This window comes from Chryseobacterium cheonjiense (assembly GCF_012927265.1).
Classification (GTDB): Bacteria; Bacteroidota; Bacteroidia; order Flavobacteriales; family Weeksellaceae; genus Chryseobacterium; species Chryseobacterium cheonjiense.
Map to the genome: position 1 here is coordinate 535,766 of NZ_JABBGF010000001.1, position 22,240 is coordinate 558,005.

The 22,240-nt window shown below is 39.6% G+C and carries 27 protein-coding genes; 13 read left to right on the plus strand and 14 right to left on the minus strand.

The window, feature by feature from the left end; translation table 11 throughout:
- The first annotated feature begins 57 nt into the window (after positions 1–57).
- The 9 genes from HHL20_RS02600 (at position 58) to HHL20_RS02640 (ending at position 5,632) form a co-directional block, all read left to right on the plus strand.
- Positions 58–288: a hypothetical protein gene (locus HHL20_RS02600; protein ID WP_169229633.1), complete on the plus strand. Its 231-nt coding sequence runs from the start codon at positions 58–60 to the stop codon at positions 286–288.
- Between the two features lie 73 nt (positions 289–361).
- A complete protein-coding gene (locus tag HHL20_RS02605) occupies positions 362–565 on the plus strand; it encodes a hypothetical protein (RefSeq protein WP_169229634.1) in 204 nt (67 codons plus the stop codon).
- A gap of 157 nt (positions 566–722) precedes the next feature.
- Entirely contained in the window at positions 723–1,112 is a 390-nt protein-coding gene (locus HHL20_RS02610) for a hypothetical protein (RefSeq protein WP_169229635.1), read from the plus strand.
- A 69-nt stretch (positions 1,113–1,181) separates the two neighbouring features.
- Positions 1,182–1,625: a thioredoxin family protein gene (locus HHL20_RS02615; protein ID WP_169229636.1), complete on the plus strand. Its 444-nt coding sequence runs from the start codon at positions 1,182–1,184 to the stop codon at positions 1,623–1,625.
- Positions 1,626–1,635: 10 nt separating this feature from the next.
- Positions 1,636–2,562 carry an FAD:protein FMN transferase gene (locus tag HHL20_RS02620; RefSeq protein ID WP_169229637.1) on the plus strand — a complete coding sequence of 309 codons (927 nt, stop codon included), beginning with the start codon at positions 1,636–1,638 and terminating at the stop codon, positions 2,560–2,562.
- Positions 2,559–2,957, plus strand: coding sequence for a DUF4266 domain-containing protein (locus HHL20_RS19780; RefSeq protein ID WP_449386643.1), 399 nt, complete (start codon positions 2,559–2,561; stop codon positions 2,955–2,957). The genes HHL20_RS02620 and HHL20_RS19780 overlap by 4 nt, the downstream gene beginning before the upstream one ends.
- A gap of 30 nt (positions 2,958–2,987) precedes the next feature.
- The gene (locus tag HHL20_RS02630; RefSeq protein WP_169229638.1) at positions 2,988–4,157 is read left to right on the plus strand and encodes a DUF3570 domain-containing protein; all 1,170 of its coding nucleotides are present in this window, start codon (positions 2,988–2,990) and stop codon (positions 4,155–4,157) included.
- A gap of 6 nt (positions 4,158–4,163) precedes the next feature.
- Positions 4,164–4,934 (plus strand): phosphatase PAP2 family protein, encoded by a 771-nt coding sequence (locus HHL20_RS02635; RefSeq protein WP_169229639.1) that lies wholly within the window; start codon positions 4,164–4,166, stop codon positions 4,932–4,934.
- 2 nt (positions 4,935–4,936) lie between these two features.
- Positions 4,937–5,632 carry a VIT1/CCC1 transporter family protein gene (locus HHL20_RS02640; protein WP_169229640.1) on the plus strand — a complete coding sequence of 232 codons (696 nt, stop codon included), beginning with the start codon at positions 4,937–4,939 and terminating at the stop codon, positions 5,630–5,632.
- Positions 5,633–5,672: 40 nt separating this feature from the next.
- Here the strand turns inward: HHL20_RS02640 and HHL20_RS02645 are convergent, their stop codons facing one another.
- The 10 genes from HHL20_RS02645 to HHL20_RS02685 all read right to left on the minus strand — a co-directional run bounded on the left by HHL20_RS02645 (position 5,673) and on the right by HHL20_RS02685 (position 15,991).
- Positions 5,673–6,824 carry an efflux RND transporter periplasmic adaptor subunit gene (locus tag HHL20_RS02645; protein ID WP_169229641.1) on the minus strand — a complete coding sequence of 384 codons (1,152 nt, stop codon included), beginning with the start codon at positions 6,822–6,824 and terminating at the stop codon, positions 5,673–5,675.
- A 6-nt stretch (positions 6,825–6,830) separates the two neighbouring features.
- Positions 6,831–8,039 carry a TolC family protein gene (locus HHL20_RS19660; RefSeq protein ID WP_185194789.1) on the minus strand — a complete coding sequence of 403 codons (1,209 nt, stop codon included), beginning with the start codon at positions 8,037–8,039 and terminating at the stop codon, positions 6,831–6,833.
- A 10-nt stretch (positions 8,040–8,049) separates the two neighbouring features.
- Positions 8,050–11,199 (minus strand): efflux RND transporter permease subunit, encoded by a 3,150-nt coding sequence (locus tag HHL20_RS02650; RefSeq protein ID WP_185194790.1) that lies wholly within the window; start codon positions 11,197–11,199, stop codon positions 8,050–8,052.
- A 76-nt stretch (positions 11,200–11,275) separates the two neighbouring features.
- Complete coding sequence (locus HHL20_RS02655; RefSeq protein WP_169229642.1) at positions 11,276–11,608, minus strand: hypothetical protein; 333 nt, start codon at positions 11,606–11,608, stop codon at positions 11,276–11,278.
- Positions 11,609–11,902: 294 nt separating this feature from the next.
- Positions 11,903–12,934 carry an ACR3 family arsenite efflux transporter gene (gene arsB / locus HHL20_RS02660; RefSeq protein ID WP_169229643.1) on the minus strand — a complete coding sequence of 344 codons (1,032 nt, stop codon included), beginning with the start codon at positions 12,932–12,934 and terminating at the stop codon, positions 11,903–11,905.
- A 7-nt stretch (positions 12,935–12,941) separates the two neighbouring features.
- Positions 12,942–13,433, minus strand: coding sequence for a GNAT family N-acetyltransferase (locus HHL20_RS02665; protein ID WP_169229644.1), 492 nt, complete (start codon positions 13,431–13,433; stop codon positions 12,942–12,944).
- Between the two features lies 1 nt (position 13,434).
- On the minus strand, positions 13,435–14,046 hold the full coding sequence (locus HHL20_RS02670; RefSeq protein WP_169229645.1) for an arsenate-mycothiol transferase ArsC: 612 nt from the start codon (positions 14,044–14,046) through the stop codon (positions 13,435–13,437).
- Positions 14,047–14,075: 29 nt separating this feature from the next.
- Positions 14,076–14,549: a DUF6428 family protein gene (locus tag HHL20_RS02675; RefSeq protein ID WP_169229646.1), complete on the minus strand. Its 474-nt coding sequence runs from the start codon at positions 14,547–14,549 to the stop codon at positions 14,076–14,078.
- Between the two features lie 56 nt (positions 14,550–14,605).
- Complete coding sequence (locus tag HHL20_RS02680; protein ID WP_169229647.1) at positions 14,606–14,932, minus strand: ArsR/SmtB family transcription factor; 327 nt, start codon at positions 14,930–14,932, stop codon at positions 14,606–14,608.
- 105 nt (positions 14,933–15,037) lie between these two features.
- The gene (locus tag HHL20_RS02685; protein WP_169229648.1) at positions 15,038–15,991 is read right to left on the minus strand and encodes a beta-1,6-N-acetylglucosaminyltransferase; all 954 of its coding nucleotides are present in this window, start codon (positions 15,989–15,991) and stop codon (positions 15,038–15,040) included.
- 443 nt (positions 15,992–16,434) lie between these two features.
- Here HHL20_RS02685 and HHL20_RS02690 point away from each other — a divergent pair, with 443 nt between their 5' ends.
- The 4 genes from HHL20_RS02690 to HHL20_RS02705 all read left to right on the plus strand — a co-directional run bounded on the left by HHL20_RS02690 (position 16,435) and on the right by HHL20_RS02705 (position 19,557).
- Positions 16,435–17,553: a DEAD/DEAH box helicase gene (locus HHL20_RS02690; RefSeq protein ID WP_169231099.1), complete on the plus strand. Its 1,119-nt coding sequence runs from the start codon at positions 16,435–16,437 to the stop codon at positions 17,551–17,553.
- A 51-nt stretch (positions 17,554–17,604) separates the two neighbouring features.
- Complete coding sequence (locus tag HHL20_RS02695; RefSeq protein WP_169229649.1) at positions 17,605–17,799, plus strand: cold-shock protein; 195 nt, start codon at positions 17,605–17,607, stop codon at positions 17,797–17,799.
- A 136-nt stretch (positions 17,800–17,935) separates the two neighbouring features.
- Positions 17,936–18,394, plus strand: a complete 459-nt coding sequence (locus HHL20_RS02700) for a MaoC family dehydratase (RefSeq protein ID WP_169229650.1) — start codon at positions 17,936–17,938, stop codon at positions 18,392–18,394.
- A gap of 65 nt (positions 18,395–18,459) precedes the next feature.
- Positions 18,460–19,557, plus strand: coding sequence for a calcium:proton antiporter (locus HHL20_RS02705; protein ID WP_169229651.1), 1,098 nt, complete (start codon positions 18,460–18,462; stop codon positions 19,555–19,557).
- 20 nt (positions 19,558–19,577) lie between these two features.
- On the opposite strand, the gene HHL20_RS02710 is transcribed toward HHL20_RS02705, so the two are convergent.
- The 4 genes from HHL20_RS02710 to HHL20_RS02725 all read right to left on the minus strand — a co-directional run bounded on the left by HHL20_RS02710 (position 19,578) and on the right by HHL20_RS02725 (position 22,088).
- Complete coding sequence (locus HHL20_RS02710; protein ID WP_169229652.1) at positions 19,578–19,850, minus strand: hypothetical protein; 273 nt, start codon at positions 19,848–19,850, stop codon at positions 19,578–19,580.
- A 92-nt stretch (positions 19,851–19,942) separates the two neighbouring features.
- Positions 19,943–20,596, minus strand: coding sequence for a hypothetical protein (locus HHL20_RS02715; protein WP_169229653.1), 654 nt, complete (start codon positions 20,594–20,596; stop codon positions 19,943–19,945).
- Positions 20,597–20,599: 3 nt separating this feature from the next.
- Positions 20,600–21,565, minus strand: a complete 966-nt coding sequence (locus tag HHL20_RS02720) for a hypothetical protein (protein ID WP_169229654.1) — start codon at positions 21,563–21,565, stop codon at positions 20,600–20,602.
- Positions 21,566–21,770: 205 nt separating this feature from the next.
- Positions 21,771–22,088, minus strand: coding sequence for a hypothetical protein (locus tag HHL20_RS02725; RefSeq protein WP_169229655.1), 318 nt, complete (start codon positions 22,086–22,088; stop codon positions 21,771–21,773).
- Between the last annotated feature and the right edge of the window lie 152 nt (positions 22,089–22,240).

The following is a 22,240-nucleotide window of genomic DNA, read 5'->3' on the forward strand; positions in this document are numbered from 1 at the left end:
CTATCCCGACAGACACAAAACTACGAAAAAAGGTTAAACAAAATTTTATTCATTTCTATGAGCACATTGATGAATCTCTCTCATCAGGAGAAAACCGGCGAAAAGCTCGATTTTATTGAGCAATGGCTACCAGCACGCTATACCACATCAGTCAATATCATTCTGAAAGAAGAACCGAAAGATCCCGCATATATAAGAAAAGTAAGAAAGAAAAAAGTAAATGATAACAAAGTTATCGACGCACTTTACAAAGTATCCCTTATCAATAAGCTTCAGACTGAGAACTAATTGATCACAACCATTATCCTATTGAAAAAAATATTATATTTATCACGAACACATAAAAACTAACACAATAACTATGGAAAAAAACGAAACCGTAATTACCGAATGCTTTAAATGTGGAACCCGCTACGAAAACCATTTCAGTGCATCTCCCTGCTGCAAATCCATTGTGATAAAAGTAGACAAAAACGGTACCCGAACAACCATCACTTTTCTCAGTACACTCTCCAAATCGCATTCTCAATCTGAAGAAAAGGAAGCTATGGTAAATGCAGTATAATCCTGCAAATCCCGCAGATTCCTTGGAATCTGCGGGAATCTAAACACCCTTCGGAGCCTTCCGGTATAGAAAATACAGCCGTATAAAAGCAACTTAAAAAAAAATTAAAATGTTAATTTAAAGTCATTCTAAACGAAACATTTTATAAATTTGAGTGGTGAAAAAGTTGATTTCCATACTGTTCCTCTCATTATATTTGGTTTCTACAACTGAGTTGTATCAGCTTTTGAAAATCCCGACTTTAATAGAACACTACTGTGAGCATAAAAAGCTCAATCCGGAAATGCCGTTCAGCGCATTCCTGAAAACCCATTACAACCATCCGGTGAAAGACGGAGATGACGGCAAAGACCAGAAGCTGCCTTTCATCATTCATTCCACACCGCTGGCTTTGGTATTTACCGTAATCAATCCGGGATTCAGCTTTGAACCCAGGAATTCTACCCTACAGCAGTTAACGTTAAATAAAATACAGGCAAAGGACGAAGACTTCCGCTACAAAGGATTTGCGGGCTCCGTATGGGAACCTCCAAAGTATTTTTTATAATTCCGTTTAAAATTTGATTTAATCTAAATCAAACCCATCGTCAATTCTAAATTATTATAACATTAAATAATGAAAACATTATTATCAGCCATTTTAATGGTTGTATTTTCCGTTGGTTTCCATGCGCAGAGCAGACTGGAAACCGCCAAAAAAACAGCAGCAGAAAACAAAGAACTTATTCTGCTTAACTTTTCAGGCTCAGACTGGTGTATTCCGTGTATCAAACTGCATAAAAATATCATTGAAACCGAAGACTTTAAAAAGCTTGAAGCTGAAAACGTCATTCTTTACATCAATGCAGATTTTCCCAGAAACAAAAAGAATCAGCTTTCTGCCGAACTGAAAAAAGAAAATGCGGCGCTGGCGGATCAGTATAACCCGAAAGGGCTTTTTCCCTATACAATTCTGTTAAATGCAGAAGGAAAAATTCTGAAAAGCTGGGAAGGACTGCCCTCTGAAAATGCATTGGCCTTCAGTAAAGAAATCCGTTCGGTAAAAGAAAATCAAAAATAAATTGACGCGTATGCTAAGAGAATTCAAAAGACCTCAAAAACTGATGGGGAACGCTTTTGAAATCACCGTGGTAGAGAATGATGAAAAAAAAGCTGAAGATCATATCGATGCAGCCATTCATGAAATACAGAGAATCGAAAAACTTCTCACCACTTTCAGTGAAGAAAGCCAGACCAGCCTTATCAATAAAAATGCAGGCATAACTCCTGTACAGGTAGATCTGGAAATTTTCGACCTCATTGAAAGGAGTATAAGAATTAGTGCTGTTACAGACGGGTATTTTGACATTTCCTATGGCGGAATTGATAAAAGCTTCTGGAATTTCGACTGTGAAATGAAAAAGCTTCCCCATCCTGAGCTCATTAAAGATCACCTGAAACTCGTTAATTATCAGAATATTATTCTTGATCGTAACCAACAGACCGTTTTTCTGAAAGAAAAAGGAATGCGGATCGGTTTCGGAGGAATCGGAAAAGGATATGCTGCGGAGATGGCAAAAAGGCTTCTTCAGAAAAGAGGCGTGGCTTCAGGAATTGTCAATGCTTCCGGTGATCTTACGACATGGGGAAATCAGGCGGACGGAAAACCCTGGACCATAGGAATTGCAGATCCTGACCACGCCAAACAGCCATTTTCCTATATGAATATCACCGACATGGCGGTTGCAACATCAGGAAATTACGAAAAATTCGTCATCATCAACGGAAAAAAATACTCGCATACCATCAATCCCAAAACCGGAATGCCTGTTTCAGGCGTCAAAAGTGTTACCATTTTTTGTCCCAATGCCGAAATTGCCGATGCCATGGCAACGCCCGTAAGTATTATGGGAATTGATGCCGCGCTCAATATGATCAATCAGATCAACCATTTGGAGTGCATCATTATAGACGATCGGGACAAAATTTATTCATCTCAAAACATTAATTTAAAATGAAAAACCTTATAAAAAATAGTCAAAAGCTTATCAAATATTTATTTGGACAGCTAAGAACTTCGTTCATAAACTTCGAAAAAACATTCGTTTTTGCTTCATTTATGTCTTCCACTCCCGCTTGTCACTCTGAGCTTGTCGAAGAGTCCGTTCAAGCCGGGCTGCGAAGATTCAGCGCTTTAAATTACAGAATGATTGCTATTCTTTCAATATTAGCAATTCCGTTTTTGAACTCCTGCACCACCGTAAAAGAGTACGAAAAAAATAAGCTCAACGACGCCGAAATGGTACTCGGAAACAGGCCCATCGAAAAAACTGAGCTCAGCTTCCAGTCTTACAGAGAAGGCTCTTCCGGAGCAAACGCAGGAAAAGTGGGCGGCGGTTGCGGATGTAATTAAAAGGAATTGTAAAATTTAAAGTGATCTAAAATGAAAAAATTGATTATAAGTGCAGTTGCCCTTTTCGGAATTTTTAATGCAAAAGCACAGGAAAACACGAATAATGAACAGCCTAAAAAACTGACATTTGATGAAGCCAACCTGGTTTCAAGCTACTATAAACAGGACGGCAATAACTCTGCTGTTACAGGTGGCACGGGTACTGAAAAACTTACCGATATCTCCAATACCATTGATGTAACGATGGTAAAATACGATAAAAAAGACAGAAAAAACAAATTTGGTTTCAGTGTAGGAATAGACCATTACACCTCTGCATCATCCGATATGATCGATCTGAAGGCCAATTCGTCCGCATCCCATGCAGACAATAGGATTTATCCTGCTTTAAGCTGGAGCCGCGAAAATGAATCCAAAGGTACCACTTTGATGGCGGGAGTTTCTACCTCTTTCGAGTTTGATTATCAGTCTTATGGTGCCAATATCGGCTTTTCACAGAAAACAGCAAACCGAATGGGAGAGTTTACGGCAAAATTCCAGGCTTATCTGGATCAGGTAAAGCTTATTGCTCCTATCGAATTAAGAGCCAATGAAAATTACGGGACAAGTGGCAGAAACACTTTTGCGCTTTCTCTGGCATATTCTCAGATTATCAATCAGAATTTCCAGATCGAGATTCTGGGAGATGCCGTTCAGCAGACAGGCTATTTAAGCCTGCCATTTCACAGGGTGTATTTTAATGATAATTCGGTGCATCAGGAAACACTGCCGGATAAAAGGTTTAAAATTCCTGTAGGTTTGAGAGCTAATTATTTCCTGGGAGATAAAGTAATTCTAAGAGCTTACTACAGGTATTACACTGACGACTGGGGATTAAAATCCAACACATTCAGCCTGGAAACACCGGTGAAGATTTCACCTTTTGTTTCGGTAAGTCCGTTTTACAGGTATTATTCCCAAACTGCAACAAAATATTTTGCACCTTACCAGCAGCATACGGCTTTCGATGATTTCTATACGAGTAATTATGATCTGTCAAAATTCGACAGCCATTTTTACGGGGCCGGGATCCGCATCAGTCCGAAAAACGGATTATTCGGTGTGGAACGGCTGAACATGATGGAAATAAGATATGGGCATTATACAAAATCGGTAGGTATGAAATCTGATATTATTTCCTTAAATTTAAGGTTCAGATAATAACCTATGAAACCACCACTTATCACAATTTTTTCTGCTTTGATCTTTTCTTATTCTTTGAACGGACAGATCAAAGCAGATTCTTCCGCATCCGCTGAACAATTTAAATATCAGGACAGAGCCTATCAGCCAAGCTATAAAAAGCTCATCGTTCCGGCCGTTTTTATTGGGTATGCAAGCATAAGCCTTACTTCTGATGCCTTGAAAAACCTTAACCGATCTACCAAATATGAAATCGGGGAGCATCAGCCGCGACATATTAAGCTGGATAACTACACCCAATATCTTCCGGCAGTAATGGTGTACGGATACAATCTTGCCGGAATTAAAGGAAAACATAATTTTAAAGACCGGACAATCATCTACGGGACTTCACAAGTAATTTCCGCAGCTTTCGTTCTTCCTCTGAAACATCTGGTGAAAGAAGAACGGCCGGATGGCTCCAATCATCTTTCATTTCCTTCCGGACATACAACGGCCGCTTTTTCATCGGCTCATTTCCTTTTCAGGGAATATAAAGACGAACATTTCTGGCTGTCTCTTTCCGGTTATCCGATTGCAATTTTTACAGGAGTTTACAGAACGCTCAATGACAAGCACTGGGTGGGCGATGTTGTGGCTGGCGCAGGATTCGGGATTTTAAGTACAGAATTGGCCTACTGGCTGTTTCCGAGAATAAGTACATTATTTAATAAAAAAGATTCTAAAAGTTTTACCATGATTTATCCGGTTGCGGATGGTAAAAATTTTGGGGCAGGAATGGTTTTAAACTTTTAATTATGCATCATCTTTTAGAAAAACATTACGTAAACAGAGTAGGGTGGCTTCGTGCAGCGGTTTTGGGAGCCAATGACGGATTACTCTCCACCACCAGTATCGTTATTGGAGTTGCAGCAGCATCGCCGGAAAGAAATACCATTATTCTGGCTGCTCTTGCCGGAATGATTGCCGGCGCGATGTCTATGGCAGCAGGAGAATATGTTTCCGTAAGTTCGCAGGAAGACACCGAAAAAGCAGATCTTCTGAGGGAAAAGCGCGAACTTGAAGAAATGCCGGAAATCGAACTCCAGGAACTTGCTAAAATCTATGAAAAACGTGGTGTAAGTAAAGAAACAGCTTTGCGCGTGGCCACCGAACTTACGGAACATGATGCTTTAGCAGCACACGCTCACGATGAATTGGGAATCAATGAAATTACGCAGGCCAAACCGTTACAGGCAGCCATCGCTTCTTTCGGTTCTTTTGCGTTGGGTGCTTTGCTTCCTTTTATTGTTTCGCTGGTGGCACCCATCAAAGAGATGGTGTATTTCCAATACGGATTTTCAATTGTTTTTCTGATGATCCTTGGTGCTATTTCTGCCAGGACCGGAGGCTCAAAGACCGGTATTGCAATCCTTAGAATATGTTTCTGGGGAACTGTGGCGATGGGTGTTACAGCATTGATTGGGCATCTTTTTGGAGTAAGTGTTTCTTAATTATAAAAAAAAAGAGCTGTTTCAAACAGCTCTTTTATCATTATTCTGCTTTGTTCTTCAGCAGCATCAGAAGACTGTAAGCTCCTTTCTGTACTATTCTTTTATTTTTAAAATGATCTGCCTTTACCACTTCGGTAAAATGGTCATCCGATATTCCTGTATTAATGGGAATCATTTTGTATTTTTTATTTCCGAGATCTTCAAAAACATAGTTTTTATTCTCAAAAGAAATTACGGATTCATTAGGCAGAGAAAGTGTGTAGAGGCTGCTTACGGTAACTTCCGCATTGATGTACATTCCTTTCATGAATTCAGGATTTGGGGCAGAAAGCTTTGCTACTGCGATTGACGAGCCTCCGTCTTCGATATTCGGAACGATACTTACAATTTTTGCGTTGGCTTTTTTATCGGGGTTTTGGTTGTTGTAAACCAGAATTTCCTGTCCGTTTTTTATATCATTCACATCATTTTCAAAAACTTTTAATTCAAGCAGTAAGCCGGCAGGATTGATGAGTTCAAATAACGTATCCGAAGGATTGATATATTGTCCGTTATTCACAAGGATTTTGCTTACAAAACCACTGAACGGTGCATAAATATTGATTCTGCTCCTGATATTTGATGAAGTTAATCCCTGAGCATTAATTCCGATGATTTTCAGCTTCTGTTCAAGACCTTTTAATGTAGCGGCAAAGGTTGTGTATTCTGCCTGGGCGGTTTGGAGTGTTTTGTCGCTGCTTGCTTTGCTGGCATTCAGTTCTTTTTGCCGGGTAAAGTTCAGTCTTGCGGATTCGAGCTGTGCTCTGGTCACAAGATAATCCTGCTGAAGCTGAATGAATTGGGGATCTTCCACTATGGCAAGAACCTGCCCTTTGCTGAAACGGCTCCCGCTGATTACGTTGATCGATTTGATATGCCCGCCCATAATGCTGGAGACGGAACTGATGTGGGAGGGCGCTATTTCCACTTTACCATTCAGCAGGATGAGCTTCTGCATAGTTTTCTCCTGAACGGTAGTCGTTGTTACACCGACGGACCGGATCTGCTGATCGGATAGCTGTACAATATTATGTTCTTCCTCTTTGAATTTTGTGTTTTCATACACTGTTTTTTCTTCATCCTTTTTTCCGGAACATGAAGATAAGGCCAGGATTGTACTTGCACTGAAGATTATGATATATTTTAAGTTCATTTTGTTTTATTTTAATAATAAAAAATTAAGCTCGGATGCGATCCCGTTTAGTTTTTCGATACTATCGATGTAATCAACCTTTATTTTAACCGCCTGATTGGTAAGAATGACCCAGTCCAGGTAATCGATTTCTCCGGCTTCCATTTGTCTTTGGGCTGTTTTTAATATTGTTTCCGACTTAGGAAGCTGTTTTTGCTCATAATTTTCAACAATTTTCATCTGGTTGGTATACGTATTCATTTGCTGGGCAAGCCTGGTTTTAAGTTCAATTTCTTTTCTCTGATATTGATTTTCAGAAATCGCCACTTTTGCTTTCGCCGCTTTTGTCAGCATTCTCTGTCCTTTTGTAAACAGGGGAATTCCCACCCCGATCTGAATGGTATTAAAACGGTTGCTATTGACGTTTTTCATGCTTTGGTTGGTATATCCCACCAAAAGATCAGGTAAAAGCCTGGATTTTTCGAACTGTGCTTCAGCCTCGCTGATGGTAATCTGCTGATTGAGATATTCCAGTTCAGGGTGTTGCCGGATCATTTCTTTTGAAACCTGCAGATCAATATCCATAGTAGGCTTATCGGAAACCGGCTGGTATTGTTCTTCAGACTGTAAGAGTAACTGCAGCTGAAGTTTTGCGGTATTCAGATCATTTTCAAGCATATTCAATTGGATTTCCGCCTGTTGCTTCTGAATCTCTGCAGTAGATTCTTCCAGAATATTGGTTTCGCCTTTTTTCAGTCTCAGCGCTGCTTTATCTGCGAAATTATTATACAGTCCGCCGATATAGACAATTACTTTTTTCTTTTCCTGAAGGGTAAGAATTCTGTAGAAAACGTCAGCAATTTCCTTTTTAAGCTGAGCTTTCGTAAGCTTTTGGTTAATGATGCTGGCAGTCCATTCTGCATTCAGCAACTGTTTTCTCTTAGTATAAACTGTAGGAAAGTTAAAACGCTGTGAAATAGAGAAGGAATTATCCGTTTCCACACCGTTCATCTGCCCGATCTGCGTATTGAGCTCTGTCTGTGGGATGTCCAGATAGCTTTCTTTTAATTTTTCCTGATATTCGGAAAGTAATCTGGAGTTTTTTAAAGCACCGTTCTGCTGAAAAGCTTTTTCCAAAGCCTGTTCATAGGTAATATTTTCCTGAGCGCTTAGTATTCCCGAGATAATTAAAAATAATATCGCGGTAAATTTTTTATGATAGTTTGAAAATTTCATACTGATGTAATTAAAATTGATGAGATGAAGATTTCTTTTTCTTTTTACCGATTTTTTCAAAGAGCACATAAAGAACCGGTAGAACGAATAAGGTGAGAAAAGTAGCCAGCATCAGACCGCCGATCACTACGGTTGCCAAAGGCCGCTGAACCTCCGCTCCGGCGCCGTTGCTAACTGCCATTGGCAAAAACCCCAATGATGCCACAAAAGCGGTCATCAGAACCGGTCGCAGACGTATTCTTGTGCCCAAAAGCACAATCCTGCTGAGATTATTGATTCCGTCTTTTTTCAGTCGGTTAAATTCGGAAATCAGAACAATCCCGTTCAGAACGGCAACCCCGAAAAGGGCAATAAACCCGACACCGGCACTGATACTGAAAGGCATTCCCCTCAAAGCGAGAAAGTAAATGCCGCCAATGGCTGATAACGGGATTGCTGTGTAGATTAACAAACTGTGTTTTACAGATCCGAATGCGAAGAAAAGCAACAGGAAGATCATAACCAGAGAAATGGGGACTGCAATTCCCAGCCTGGCTTTCGCTTCATTCAGGTTTTCAAAAGCACCGCCGTAAGAAATGCTGTATCCCGGAGATAATTTCAAATCTTTATCAACCTTCTGCTGAACTTCTTCTACAATACTCTGAACGTCTCTTCCACGAACATTGAAGCCCACCACAATCCTTCTCTTGGTATCTTCGCGCTGAATCTGATTCGGACTTTCCTTTAATTGTACTTTTGCCAATTGTGATAATGGAATTTGCTTTCCGCCAGGCCCCGGAATAAGTACATTCTGAATATTGTCTACATTTTTTTTATAAAGGCTATCCATCCGTACCACCAGATCAAATCTTCTTTCTCCTTCATATAAAACGCCGGCCGTCTGCCCTGCGAAGGCCATATTAATTACCCTGTTTATTTCTCCAACAGAAATATTGTAGCGTGAAAGTTCAGCCCGGTTATAATCGATCACAAGCTGAGGTGCGCCGACGACAGGTTCCAGATAAAGATCCTGTGCGCCGTTAACGGTTGAGATAATTCCGCCCAGCTTTTTAGCATAAGAAGCCAGGCTGTCCAAATCTTCACCATAAATTTTACACACGACGTCCTGCCTTGCTCCGGTCATCAGTTCATTAAACCGCATCTGCACCGGAAACTGAAAACCGGTGGTAAGACCGGGAATGACTTTTAATGCATTGCTCATTTTCTCGGACAGTTCCGGGAATGTGTGTGCAGAAGTCCATTCTTTTTTAGGCTTTAAAACAATAATCATATCCCCCGCATCCATCGGCATCGGTTCTGTAGGAATCTCAGCACTTCCGATCTTAGTGACTACTTTCTGCACTTCTGGAAATTGTTTCATTAAAATATGCGAGGCCTGAGTGGTTACTTTTTTGGTTTCTTCAATATTGCTGCCCTGCAGAATGCGCATTTCTACGGCAAAGTCTCCTTCTTCAAGGGACGGAATAAATTCTCCGCCCATTTTGGAAAGCACAAAAACAGCTCCGGCAAACAGAATAAGTACTGTCACAATGATTGTTTTTTTAAATTTCAAAGCTTTTATTAAAAGTTTCTGATGGCCATTTTCCACTTTTGCCATTACTTTATCAGAGACCGTATCTTTTATTTTTTTCTTCCTGCTGAGTACCAGGGCACTCATCATCGGAATGTACGTTAACGAAAGTAAAAATGCCCCGATTAACGCAAACGCCACGGTTTGCGCCATGGGCTTAAACATTTTTCCTTCAATTCCCTGTAGGGTAAAAATGGGCAGGTAAACAATAAGAATGATAATCTGTCCGAAAACCGCGCTGTTTACCATTTTCGTAGCAGATGCTGAAACCTGCTGATCCATTTCAGCTTTGGAAAGCATATTGTCTTTTCCGAAATGCTTTTTGTGGGCGAGCTGATGAAGAACGGCTTCCACGATAATGACGGCTCCATCTACAATCAACCCGAAATCCAGCGCTCCGAGGCTCATCAGATTTCCTCCGACTCCGAAAATATTCATCATGATGACCGCAAAAAGCATTGACAATGGAATAACCGATGCTACCAATAAGCCGGCCCTGAAGTTTCCGAGAAATAATACCAGAATAAAGACGACAATCAAAGCGCCCTCCATCAGGTTTGTTTTTACGGTACTGATGGTGTTATTTACCATTTTGGCTCGGTCGAGAAATGGTTCTATCACCACACCTTCCGGCAGGGATTCCTGAATTTTTTCTAATCTTTGCTTGATATTAGTGATAACTTCATTGGCATTTTCTCCTTTCAGCATTAAAACAATGGCTCCCGACACTTCTCCGGTATCATTGTAGGTCATCGCTCCATAGCGTGTGGCAAAGCCGATATTTACCTTAGCAACATCTTTTATACGGACAGGAATTCCTTCTTGTGTTGTAGAAACCTGAATATTTCCGATATCTTCCAGGCTGCCTAAAAGCCCTTCACTGCGGATAAATAGTACGGTCTCTCTTTTCTCAATATAAGCACCTCCCGTGTTTTGATTATTTTTTTCCAAAGCGTTGAAAACATCGTTGATGTTGATGTTAAAAGCCTGAAGCTGATTGGGATTAATTGCAATTTCATACTGTTTTAATTTGCCCCCGAAACTGCTGACATCGGCAACACCTTTTGTTCCCAGAAGCTGCCGCCGGACCACCCAATCCTGAATGGTTCTCAGTTCGGTGGCATCATACACGTTTTCATATCCTTTTTTAGGTCTCACCACGTACTGGAAAATTTCTCCCAGACCTGACGAAATGGGTCCTAATTCCGGCTTGCCGATACCTGCCGGAATATTTTCCTGCACCAGCTGCAGCCGTTCCTGTACTTGCTGGCGGGCCCAGTATACATTCGTATCATCGTCAAAAACGATTGTTACGAGAGACAATCCGAAACGCGAAAAGCTCCTCAATTCTGTAATTCCGTTGATATTACTGGCGGCCTGTTCAATAGGGAAGGTTACCAGCCGTTCAATATCTGCCGCCCCGTAAGATGGAGCCACAGTAATTATCTGAACCTGATTATTGGTAATATCCGGCTGTGCATCAATGGGAAGCCTGGTGGTTTCATAAATTCCAAAGAGAATCAGCCCTAATGTAAAAAGAGCGATAATGAGTTTATTCTTTACAGAAAACTCAATGATTTTATTTAGCATAAAAATTTATTAATTGAATGAAATGAAAATAGCTGCTTCGCGGAAGATCCTGAAGCATAAAATTTTAATTAAACAATTAACAAAACCGTGGAGGCTGGAAAATAGTGGAAAGATAGCTGCTGGAAAAATCTTTTTCCTGGTATACAGCCGGTTTATGAGAAATGATTATTTCCTTGATTTTTTCAAAATGAAAAGTAGTGTCGGGAAGTTTGGCATATACCATCATGACGATGGGAGGATTGAAAAACGGGAGTTTCTGGTCTGTGCTCCAGTCTGCATCTTTTGGGTGGTTGTCATAATGGTCTGCTACAAACTCTGCCAGGTTTCCTTCATAATCCATAAGATGCTCTATGAAGACAGGTACTTTCAGTACTTCTGCGACATTGGTCGTTGCAAGCACATAAATCATTGAACATAGTATGGAGAACCATTTTAACATCACTGCAAAGATATTATTTAAATATCAAATCTGGAAAATGATTTCTGAATTTGTATTGAGAATAAATTAATAATGAAGGAACTTGGAACTTCTACCCTGCAATGCAATATATTTTATTTAAATACGGATACACTGGAACTTTTGACGTTTATTTTAGATTAAAAAACCTCAACAAATAAATGTTGAGGTTAATGATTGATATACGCAATGTAACTTTTAGGCAGTATCGTTTTGTTTTATTTAAACTTTGAACTTTGAACTGTTCTAATTATAATACCGTTTTTTTAGCCATAAACTTACCCTTACAAGCAAAATAAGGACCGGGACTTCTACCAGCGGACCAATTACGCCTACAAAAGCCTGGCCGGAACTGATACCGAATACGGCAATGGATACGGCAATGGCAAGCTCAAAATTGTTTCCCGTAGCCGTAAATGCAATGGAAGCATTTTTGTCATACGGAATGTTACATGATTTGTTGATGAAGAAACTTACAAAAAACATCAGCACAAAGTAGACAATGAGCGGAACCGCCACTTTTACAACATCCAGGGGCAGTTTTACAATAGTATCACCTTTAAGGCTGAACATCAATATGATCGTAAATAATAAAGCATATAATGTTAGGGGAGAAATGGCAGGGATGAACTTTCTGTTGTACCATTCGGTTCCTTTTAATCTGGTTAAATAATAACGGGTTACAAAACCGGCCAGGAAAGGAATTCCCAGGTATGTCAAAACACTTTGGGTAACATCGGCCATCGATACGGTTACATTAAAATGTGAAAGTCCTAGCTTTTCCGGTAAAATATTGATAAAAAGCCATACCATAAAGCTGTAGCTCAATACCTGAAAAATGCTGTTCATTGCCACCAGCAATGCGCCATATTCGCGATTTCCTTTTGCCAGATCGTTCCAGACCAGCACCATAGCAATACACCTCGCAAGGCCAATAAGAATAAGCCCGATCATGTAGTCCGGTTCATCTCTTAAAAAAATAATGGCCAGGATAAACATTAAAACAGGCCCGATCACCCAGTTTAAAGCCAAAGAAATTCCGATCGCTTTTTTATCCCGGAAAATTTTAGGTAATAATGTGTAGTCCACTTTAGCCAATGGCGGATACATCATGACGATCAGCCCGATGGCCAAAGGAATATTTGTGGTTCCTACGGACAGAACATCATTAATTTGGGCGATACCGGGAAAGAAATATCCTAAACTTATTCCCAAAAACATAGCCATGAAGATCCAGAGGGTCAGGAAGCTGTCGGGAAATTTTAATTTTGGTTGCATAATATTGTTACTCTGTTCCTACAATTGTACTTCTTCTTTCCATGATTACACTGTCTTTCCAGACTCCGTTCAGCTTACCTATTTTTTCACGATATCCGATAATTCTGAATCCGAACAGTTTATGTAAGGCTATGGTTGCTTTATTTTCAGGAAACATTCCCGACTGCAGGGTCCAGATTCCATTGTCTTCACTTTCTCTGATAAGATGTTCCATCAGGATTTTCCCGACACCTTTTCCTCTGTGGTTTTCGGCTATATAAATACTTACTTCGGCCACCCCTTCATACACGCAGCGGCTGCTTACTTTCGACAAGGCGGCCCATCCCAGCGCTTCGCTATTTTCAAAGGCTATGATCTCGCTGTGCTGTAATTTATTTTCATTCCAGCTTTCCCAGGAAGGAGCGGAAGTTTCGAAGGTTGCCATTCCTGTATTGATTCCCTGCTGATATATTTCAGCGATATCAGGATAATTATTTTTATTGATTGACAGAATCTCCATTTTATTTTTTTATTTGTGAAAAGGCATACAACATTTCGGCTCCGATTTCTAAACTTCTTTCATAATATACTTTTGTCTGCTCCGGAGTATCGTCAGAAATCTTCGGATCTTCAAATGTAATCGGAATGCGTTTTTCGGCGCCTGCGATAAAAGGACAGCCACTGTCAGCCTGGGAGCAGGTCATCACTGCTGCGAATGCACCAACGGGATTAAAAGAACTGTCGTATTTTTTAGAAAAGCCAATGACCGGATGACTGTTTTCATCATATTTAATGACATACACCGGATTTTCGGAATCAGAAATTTTTGAAATTGAAAAGCCCTGTTCTGCAAGCGTTTCTGCTACTTTCGGAAACAATGCGGTTTCTTCCGTTCCTCCGGAATAACAGATGACTCCCGGAACGCTATAATAAAAGCTGGCTGCCTGCGCCCAAACCTGTGACAGATGGCTTCTTCTCGAATTATGGGTACAGATAAAATTAATACGTATTTCTTTGTTTTCATCCACCTTTTTCTGAATAAAATCAATTAATGGAGCAAGTGTAATTTTTCTTTCCGCGCTTATTTCATGCTTTTCCAGCAGCTTTACTGTTTCTGATAGTTTGGAATACATCGTTATTATTTTTGAATAGGTTTAAAATTTTAGCAGCATCCTGAGTCTGGCGTACAGCAGGAAGACTTATTAACAATAAGTTCAGATAAATTAATTTTTTGCTTTTCTGCAGGAATTCCGCAGGCATCCTGAGCTAAACACGCAGTGGTTGTATTGGTAAGGACGAAATTTTTTCCGTTAAATTCCAGGTTGTATTTTCCTATGGTCGTATTCTGGTATTCCACTTCAATTTCACCGTCTTCAAGACCCAGCTTTTCTTCAGATAATGCAATGATATTCAAAAGCTTTGCAGGTTTCAGGCGGTGCTCAAAGTCATTGGCATTCCATAACTGGAAGCTGACGGTATTCTCTTTCCGGATTGTGCCGCCGCAGTCAATAAAGTGCTTGATAACGCTTCCAACTTCGGTTACATGGAAATGTTCCGGAACAAAAGATCCGTCTTCCAGCTGAAATTCAACGTTGTCTAATGATGGTAAGATCTCTTTAATTTCTGATAACTTCATAATGTATGTTTTATTGGTTAAATGCAATATTGCGATAATTAAAAATAAAAAAATGCTCAGCAGCACTTTTGGTTGGCAACCGTAACAATGATATTTGAAAAATAATCTTTTAGTAAGGCAAAAGTCTTTTCATCGATGCAGTAACAGATCGCTGTTCCCTCAATATTTCCTTTGATGAGTCCGGCATTTTTCAGCTCTTTCAGATGCTGGGAAACAGTTGCCTGCGCCAGCGGTAATTCGTTTACAATATCACCGCAGATACAGGTGTCTACTTTCAGCAAATATTCAATAATGGCAATCCTTGCAGGGTGTCCTAATGCTTTAGCGATAATGGCTATTCTGTTCTGTTCGTCTGTAAAATGATCTGTTTTAGTTGCTCCCATCGAATAATTGTATATTGCAATATTACGATTAATGTATTTACGATCCTATTAAATTATATTATTTTTTAAATATTTGAATTTTAATACTTGTTGTGCTTCTGAATATTAAGACCAATTGTTGTCGCGGTCTTCTCTTTTAAGCTCTCTTTGTACCTCATCAATTTCTGTGAGAGGAAAAAGAAAACTGTCATTGATGTATTGAAGAATACTTTCGTTGGTGGTATGATTCACTTTCCTGATAAAAAGCTGATTGCTTTTTTTAAGCGATTCAATAAGATGGGTATAATATTGATTTTTATTAAAAAAGTTTTTTTCGATGGACGCTCTTTTATCATCATTTACAATAATATCTTTAAAAACGGTATTCATCAGGACCGTCTGAAAAAATGATTCTGCCGGTAAAAGAGTATGCAGGTAATAGTCTTCAAAGTCCATCACCCGTTTATTATTGATAAGAAAAGTACAGGTTTCTCTGGTAAACATAAACCATTTTCCACCGATATAAGGGATGACGCCATCCATAAACTCTCTTTTATAAATTAAAGAAGAAATTTTATGTGTCAGTTCCGTAAAATGATTTTGTATTCTTTGAAGTGTATCTGGTCTGTAATATTTCTGGTCGTAGTAAAAAAGATAATTTCTGCCGTTATTGGCTGTAAGAAACTGGCGGATGATATTTTGAGATTTCAGCGGATGATCTTCTCCGCTTAGATTAATGAAATAATCCCAGTCTCTGCTTACATTCAGCAGGTATTCCATTGCATTGAGCTCTGCCTGTATCATGCTGAAACCTCCCGGAACGATATTCATGCTTTCCAGGATGAATGCATTAGGATATTGCATCAGGTATACCTGAATTTCTTCTGTTATTTCCGGTTTTGCCTTTCTGTCGATATGGATAAGGTAAAACTGATCCCGGGTATAGATCTTTTCGAACATGGCCCTGAAAACATCAGGCTTATGGTGTACCATAATAAAATAGGCAATCCTGACCTGTCGGGGAGAATGCTTATCCTGTGTTTCGGATTGGGTTTGCGGGAAGTTCATATAGGTTTGCATCGGTACGGAATTTAAATCATCCGCATTTTTGCAAACAATTTGTTTGAGTTCTAAGCTACGAATAAAATTTTGATAATCAATTAATTATATTTGCTATTTTATACTTTGTTTTACCGTACCTTTGCCATGTGTTCATAAGACAGGTTCCTGCCTTCGCTAAAACTGGCATCGTTTAAATCATATTTAGATCTCTCAGTCTTGCTTCTACAGCTGCCCAATTATTAATCCGATTTCGAATTAACAAACGGAACTTCAATTCCCAAGATGATAAGAAATGCTACGTTATTGCAGGCTGTCTGATATTTTTGAAAGAGTATGGATGCCAAGCAAAAGCTGATAAATGGAAAGAGTAGAACTTAATTTATTTATCCTTACAATATTGCCTATTCAGATCCTCAGATCGGATCTGCTCACAAGATACCGGGAACTCCCGAACAATTATGATCAGTTTTAAAAATCTACATTTAATTAACCCCATCATCCGTGCTGTAACAGAAGCCGGATATTCCAAGCCTACCGAGATACAGTATTCTGCAATTCCTCATATTCTGGCTGGAAAAGACATCATCGGATGTGCGCAGACCGGCACCGGAAAAACTGCCGCATTTGCAATGCCTATTCTTCAGCTGTTGAAAAAACATACTCCGGACCACAACGAAATAAGAACTTTAATACTAACTCCCACAAGGGAACTTGCTATACAGATTGAAGAAAATTTTGCGATATACAGCAAATATCTTCCTCTTTCCCAGCTTTCTATTTTCGGGGGCGTTTCCACAGGCAGCCAGCTTGCTGCTTTAAGGAAGAGAGTGGATGTTCTTGTGGCAACGCCAGGAAGGCTTCTAGATCTTGCGGGACAAAGACATATTGACCTTTCTAAAATAGAAATTTTAGTATTGGACGAAGCAGACCGTATGCTTGATATGGGTTTTATCAATGATGTAAAGAAAATCCTGAAGATGATCCCACAGAAAAGACAAACCCTGTTTTTTTCTGCGACCATGCCCGGAAGTATCCGGAAGTTTGCAGAAACGATGCTTCAGAACCCTGTTGAGGTAACGGTAAATCCGGTATCGTCAACCGCAAAGAGTGTACAGCAGTCCGTTTATTTTGTAGAAAAACATAACAAGACCGGCTTGCTCATCAACATCCTTCAGAGTAAAGATGTACAGCGCTCACTGGTTTTTACCCGTACAAAACATATTGCCAACAAACTGGTTACGCAGCTGGAAAATGCAGGAATTTTTGCAGCGGCCATTCATGGGAATAAATCGCAGGCTGCCAGACAAAATGCACTGAATGATTTTAAAAACAGCAAAATCAATGTGCTGATTGCTACCGATATTGCAGCAAGAGGAATTGATATAGATGATTTGCCCCGCGTCGTAAATTATGAACTTCCGAATGTTCCGGAAACTTACGTCCACCGAATCGGAAGAACGGGAAGGGCGGGAGCCGCAGGAACGGCAATCTCTTTCTGTGATGCAGAAGAGCAGGCAGATTTAAAAAACATTCAAAAACTGATAGGCTTTACCATGCCGGTCAGACATTTTCAAAAATAAGATCTGTAATGTGTACAGATAACATACTATTTAATTTTAATAATAATTACAATGCAAAAAGGCACCGTAAAATTTTTCAATGAAGCAAAAGGCTTCGGGTTTATTTCTCCTTCAGAAGGAGGTAACGATATATTCGTACATTCAACCGGACTTAATACCAGATCGATCCGTGAAAACGACCAGGTTGTTTTTGATGTACAGAAAGGTGACAGAGGTTTAAATGCTGTCAACGTAAAACTTGCATAATAAAATCAGTATATTACTTTTTTTTCGTTATATCATCAGCCTCTCGCTCTATGCAGGAGGCTTTTTAACAGTTTAGGCAACATACAGTCGAAAATGAGGCTTCTGGCTTTTTAATTAACAATTAAAATAAAAAACAATGGTTATCATCAACAATTACGAAGAATATAAATTGCTGGAAGGTACAATGGTAGGCAGTTCTTCCTGGCATACCATCGATCAGGACCAGATCAGCCGTTTTGCGGATGCAACGCTGGATCATCAGTGGATTCACGTCGATAAGCAGAGAGCAGAGAACGAAGGACCTTATCAGTCAACGATTGCACACGGCTACCTGACGCTTTCTCTGATACCTTATCTTTGGAAACAGATCGCGGAAGTACGTAATGTAAATCTTGAGATCAATTACGGAATAGAAAATTTCAGATTCGGGATTCCTGTAAAAGTTGATTCCGAAGTTTCTCTTCAGGCTACTGTAAGATCTGTGATTGACCTTAAAGGAACGGTTAAAGTAATTGTCGGGGCCAAACTTCTTATTAAAAACGAGCTTAAACCTGCCTATACCGGCGACGTGGTATTTCTTTATCAATTCAAATAAATATTTTCATTTAAAAATAAATTCTCATTAAAAACTTTTATAGGAAGCACAGTAAAAAAATCTTTATGTTTAAAAACAAATACTTGCGGACATGGACAATCATTGTTCCGCTTTTAGCATGGCTCTTGTATTTTGGAAGTGCTTTCATCTCTTCGGGCTATTATTCGGTTATTCTTACTCTATTGCTGCTGGGAAGCGTTCTGTCGGCAGTTTATCACTCCGAAGTTATCGCTCACCGCATTGGCGAACCTTTCGGGACTTTGCTGCTTGCATTTGCCATTACGGTAATAGAGGTCGGGCTTATCATTTCCATTATGATGGGAGCGAAAGGTCTGGAGACAATTACCCTTGCTAGAGATACTGTTTTTGCGGCAGTGATGATAATTCTTACCGGTATTATCGGGATTTGTATTGTCATCGGTTCGTTAAGATACAGAGAGCAGTCTTTTACTCTTAAAGGGGTAAGCACGGCTTTAATCACACTTACGGCGGTAGTTGTTTTTCTGCTCATATTACCGAATTACACCGTAAGCCACAGCGGTGGAGAATATACCTCTTTTCAGCTGCTTTTTATTGCGCTGATCTGCCTGTCGCTTTACCTCGGTTTTACTATGGTTCAGACGATAAGGCACCGCAGCTTTTTTATTTCGCCCCAAAACAAACTTTTGGAAGATCATGCAAAAACGGATGATCATAAGAAGGGTTCTCGTAAAAACATCTATATCAGCAGCTTTTTTCTGATGCTCTGCCTGGGAATTGTGGTGCTGATTGCAAAACTCCTTTCTAAAGATGTTGAATATATCATGATCGCTGTAGGAGCTCCCAAATCAGCAGTAGGAATAGTAATTGCCGGAATCGTACTTTTGCCGGAAGCTTTATCGGCGTACCGGGCTGCAAAAAATGATCAGATCCAGACCTCTCTAAATCTTGCATTCGGTTCTGCGTTGGCAAGCATCGGGCTAAGTATTCCCGCTATTGCCATTATATCGGTGATTACCGGCATACGAATGACTTTAGGTATTGATATAAAATCAACCGTTCTTCTGGGATTGTCGCTTTTTATTATTACGGTATCGCTGGCTACCGGTAAAACGAATATTATGCAGGGTGTGGTGCTTGTCGGGATCTTTTTAATGTATTTATTTATAAGTGTTGTACCTTAATTATTGAGGGAATAAATGGCTTACGCCCGCAATTGTGCCGAATAGTAATCGATTGCATGATCGATTATGGATTTTGTTGTAGAAAAATTGGAATAATTATCGCGGTAAACCTCCAGCTTATTGAGTTCTGTGGTAATGCTAAAGCTAAACGAACTTGTAAGATCTAAATCTGCTAACACCTGCTTGATGTGAACAATGGTTCCAATCGTATAGTCGATAGATGTCAGGGAAGAGAGTGATGATCTTAACTTTTTAAGTTCATCTATTTTTTGTTGTGTAATTTGTTTAGCCATAGAATAATCAGTTGAGCCATATGCTCATTTAGATTTCCAAAAACTGTACCACCGTATTTAACATAATAGCTCACGCTTTAAATTTAGCTATATTACTGCTGTTCAAAAGATTTCAGCGTGCCGTCTTCGTTATATTCGATATCATACCGGTACCGCTCACTATTGATGGTTCCCGGATGCCATACAATTTTATTTCGCCGTAAGCCTGCATTGATTACTTGGTTCTCATTATTGCTTCCTATTTCTTTTCCTTTTTCTATAAGGATTTTGTATACATTGTTTGCATTTTTAAAAGGAATTTTGTCTAAACTTATAAGATCTGCCTGTACATCATCATTTTTGGAAAGAAGTACTGGTTCCGGCTGCTGCCACTGTCCGTTGCTGTAAGTATATTCATCTACGAAATTCGGATTTTCAGGAGTCTGAAGCTTGACAATGATTCTTCCGTCTGCATAAAAATGAATATCCTGGTAAATGTATATCAGTTTTCCTTTAAAACGCGGCAGATCACGGAGCTGTTGTTCGGCGAGATTAAGCTTTTCCGGTTTTGAGGCGAAAGGAGCATCTTGTTCTTTACTGTTATTTGTATCTTCCAGGTTAACGGAACCGTTTTCTAAAGTTGCGGTACCTTGGAGAGAATCTCCGGCAGAACGGTTAGCACTAAGCGTATCATCAATACTTTTCTTAAAATCTTTGCAGCCTGCCAAAATAAAAGGCAGCATCATTATTAAAATATTTTTTTTCATGGTCTAGTCGTTATTGATTTCATCATAAAACACGAATTTTTCAGGCCGCTCCGGCAGATACATAATTTCCCTCTGTTTTAAAGCCGAAACTTTAGCAATATCAAGCAAAGACACAATTTCTTTCTTGGATATATGAAATAACTTCCCGTTTTGATCGGCAAATTGCAGGGTATATTCAACCTGCGGCTGCTCATTGATGTACGTTCCGGTCTGCCTTACCTGTACAATTTCGGCAGTTGCCTTTTTTCCTTTGAATTTCAGTTCCAGAAGATCCCTTCCGGTTTTGTTTCCCATAATGAATATCCTGAAAATAAGATAAAACACACCCGTAAACAGAATAAAACATGCAGGAATAACAAGCAGGGGATGGAAAAGCTCAAGAAAACGCCATCCTAAGCCATCGCTTTCCGTAGAATAGGCATACTGGTAATATGCAATGACTCCGGCTGTGAAAACAAGCCATATCAGAGGCAGAATATAATTTATTTTAGATTTTGACCCTTCCATCAGCAAATATGGATTCTTCTTAAAATCGGGATCGACCTTTAGAAAAATAGTCTTTCCGGCTTCAAATCTCTTTTCGTTGGGGCGTGTGTCATTCATGATCATGGTGTGATGAACGGTTTCCCCGGAAAAATTGCTCATCTCAAGACCGATTTGCCGGGATACCCAGGATTGATGTTCTTTAAGCACCTGCGATTTGATGATCACCGCCTGGATTCTTCTTCCGTGGCGGTCAATACAGATAAGATTTCTTTGGGCTAAAATGCCGTTTTTCAGGATAAGCCATAACGTGCTTCCCAGTACAATGGTCCACAAAGCAAAGCTTAAACCCAGATAGAACAGGGCAAGCATGCCATTTTCAGTGTTATTGCTGGTATGGTAAGTATTGTAATAAATGATGCTCGGATGCACAAATATAAAATAGGCTATGAAAAGACCCCAAAATCCGATGAATCCTTTTTTCATATCAAATTAAATTCTTCTTGTTGAATGACCCGGACTGAGAATGGTGCAGACCGGCAAATAGAATCTATAGATTTAAATGAAAGTATAATTCTACAAATACAGTTGCTGATCATAATAATATCCTCAGGAACGGACTGTTTAAAAAGCAAATCATGTAACAAATATTATGCCCTAAGCAGAAGGAAATACTGTTGTTTTGCGAAAATTATTTTGCCTGCCCCGGATAAACAGTCGTGATGACACCGCTTCCGATGGTTCCCGACTGATCGGCCACCTCAAAATCCATTCCTTCATAAAGTTTATCGTTTAACATATCGTCGCCGATCAGGGTAATTTCAGCATTGATGACATCTCCCGGAAATACCAGTTCCGTCTCCGGAAAAGTTTGGCTGGCGATGTACATCCTGTTTTCAAAAGGAAATATAAAAGAAGCTCTGAACCCGGACGAAACTGGCGTAACAATACCGCCGTCTTCGGTTTTGTTATAGGTGATCAGTGCTTTAAAGTGGGGTCGTTTTTTCATTTTAAAAAATTTAGACAAAGCAACCGTAGTGTTATATTTTTTAATGATAAGCAAACTGTATATTAATACATTTTTTTACGGTTCTTCTGTTCCTCTTCCTAAGGTAATAAAATATCATTAAACTATCGCTATTATAAATCTTAGCTGAAGCA

Excerpts from the sequence above, each read along its gene's own strand:
- arsB (WP_169229643.1), bottom strand. The coding sequence starts at position 12,934 with ATGCAACCAAAATTAAAATTTCCCGACAGCTTCCTGACCCTCTGGATC.
- HHL20_RS02685 (WP_169229648.1), bottom strand. The coding sequence starts at position 15,991 with ATGCAAACCTATATGAACTTCCCGCAAACCCAATCCGAAACACAGGAT.
- HHL20_RS02715 (WP_169229653.1), bottom strand. The coding sequence starts at position 20,596 with ATGAAAAAAAATATTTTAATAATGATGCTGCCTTTTATTTTGGCAGGC.
- HHL20_RS02640 (WP_169229640.1), top strand. The coding sequence starts at position 4,937 with ATGCATCATCTTTTAGAAAAACATTACGTAAACAGAGTAGGGTGGCTT.
- HHL20_RS02650 (WP_185194790.1), bottom strand. The coding sequence starts at position 11,199 with ATGCTAAATAAAATCATTGAGTTTTCTGTAAAGAATAAACTCATTATC.
- HHL20_RS02605 (WP_169229634.1), top strand. The coding sequence starts at position 362 with ATGGAAAAAAACGAAACCGTAATTACCGAATGCTTTAAATGTGGAACC.
- HHL20_RS02670 (WP_169229645.1), bottom strand. The coding sequence starts at position 14,046 with ATGTATTCCAAACTATCAGAAACAGTAAAGCTGCTGGAAAAGCATGAA.
- HHL20_RS02635 (WP_169229639.1), top strand. The coding sequence starts at position 4,164 with ATGAAACCACCACTTATCACAATTTTTTCTGCTTTGATCTTTTCTTAT.
- HHL20_RS02655 (WP_169229642.1), bottom strand. The coding sequence starts at position 11,608 with ATGATTTATGTGCTTGCAACGACCAATGTCGCAGAAGTACTGAAAGTA.
- HHL20_RS19660 (WP_185194789.1), bottom strand. The coding sequence starts at position 8,039 with ATGAAATTTTCAAACTATCATAAAAAATTTACCGCGATATTATTTTTA.
- HHL20_RS02620 (WP_169229637.1), top strand. The coding sequence starts at position 1,636 with ATGCTAAGAGAATTCAAAAGACCTCAAAAACTGATGGGGAACGCTTTT.
- HHL20_RS02665 (WP_169229644.1), bottom strand. The coding sequence starts at position 13,433 with ATGGAGATTCTGTCAATCAATAAAAATAATTATCCTGATATCGCTGAA.
- HHL20_RS02705 (WP_169229651.1), top strand. The coding sequence starts at position 18,460 with ATGTTTAAAAACAAATACTTGCGGACATGGACAATCATTGTTCCGCTT.
- HHL20_RS02600 (WP_169229633.1), top strand. The coding sequence starts at position 58 with ATGAGCACATTGATGAATCTCTCTCATCAGGAGAAAACCGGCGAAAAG.
- HHL20_RS02700 (WP_169229650.1), top strand. The coding sequence starts at position 17,936 with ATGGTTATCATCAACAATTACGAAGAATATAAATTGCTGGAAGGTACA.
- HHL20_RS02675 (WP_169229646.1), bottom strand. The coding sequence starts at position 14,549 with ATGAAGTTATCAGAAATTAAAGAGATCTTACCATCATTAGACAACGTT.
- HHL20_RS02720 (WP_169229654.1), bottom strand. The coding sequence starts at position 21,565 with ATGAAAAAAGGATTCATCGGATTTTGGGGTCTTTTCATAGCCTATTTT.
- HHL20_RS02645 (WP_169229641.1), bottom strand. The coding sequence starts at position 6,824 with ATGAACTTAAAATATATCATAATCTTCAGTGCAAGTACAATCCTGGCC.
- HHL20_RS02615 (WP_169229636.1), top strand. The coding sequence starts at position 1,182 with ATGAAAACATTATTATCAGCCATTTTAATGGTTGTATTTTCCGTTGGT.
- HHL20_RS02710 (WP_169229652.1), bottom strand. The coding sequence starts at position 19,850 with ATGGCTAAACAAATTACACAACAAAAAATAGATGAACTTAAAAAGTTA.
- HHL20_RS02630 (WP_169229638.1), top strand. The coding sequence starts at position 2,988 with ATGAAAAAATTGATTATAAGTGCAGTTGCCCTTTTCGGAATTTTTAAT.
- HHL20_RS02695 (WP_169229649.1), top strand. The coding sequence starts at position 17,605 with ATGCAAAAAGGCACCGTAAAATTTTTCAATGAAGCAAAAGGCTTCGGG.
- HHL20_RS02725 (WP_169229655.1), bottom strand. The coding sequence starts at position 22,088 with ATGAAAAAACGACCCCACTTTAAAGCACTGATCACCTATAACAAAACC.
- HHL20_RS19780 (WP_449386643.1), top strand. The coding sequence starts at position 2,559 with ATGAAAAACCTTATAAAAAATAGTCAAAAGCTTATCAAATATTTATTT.
- HHL20_RS02680 (WP_169229647.1), bottom strand. The coding sequence starts at position 14,932 with ATGGGAGCAACTAAAACAGATCATTTTACAGACGAACAGAACAGAATA.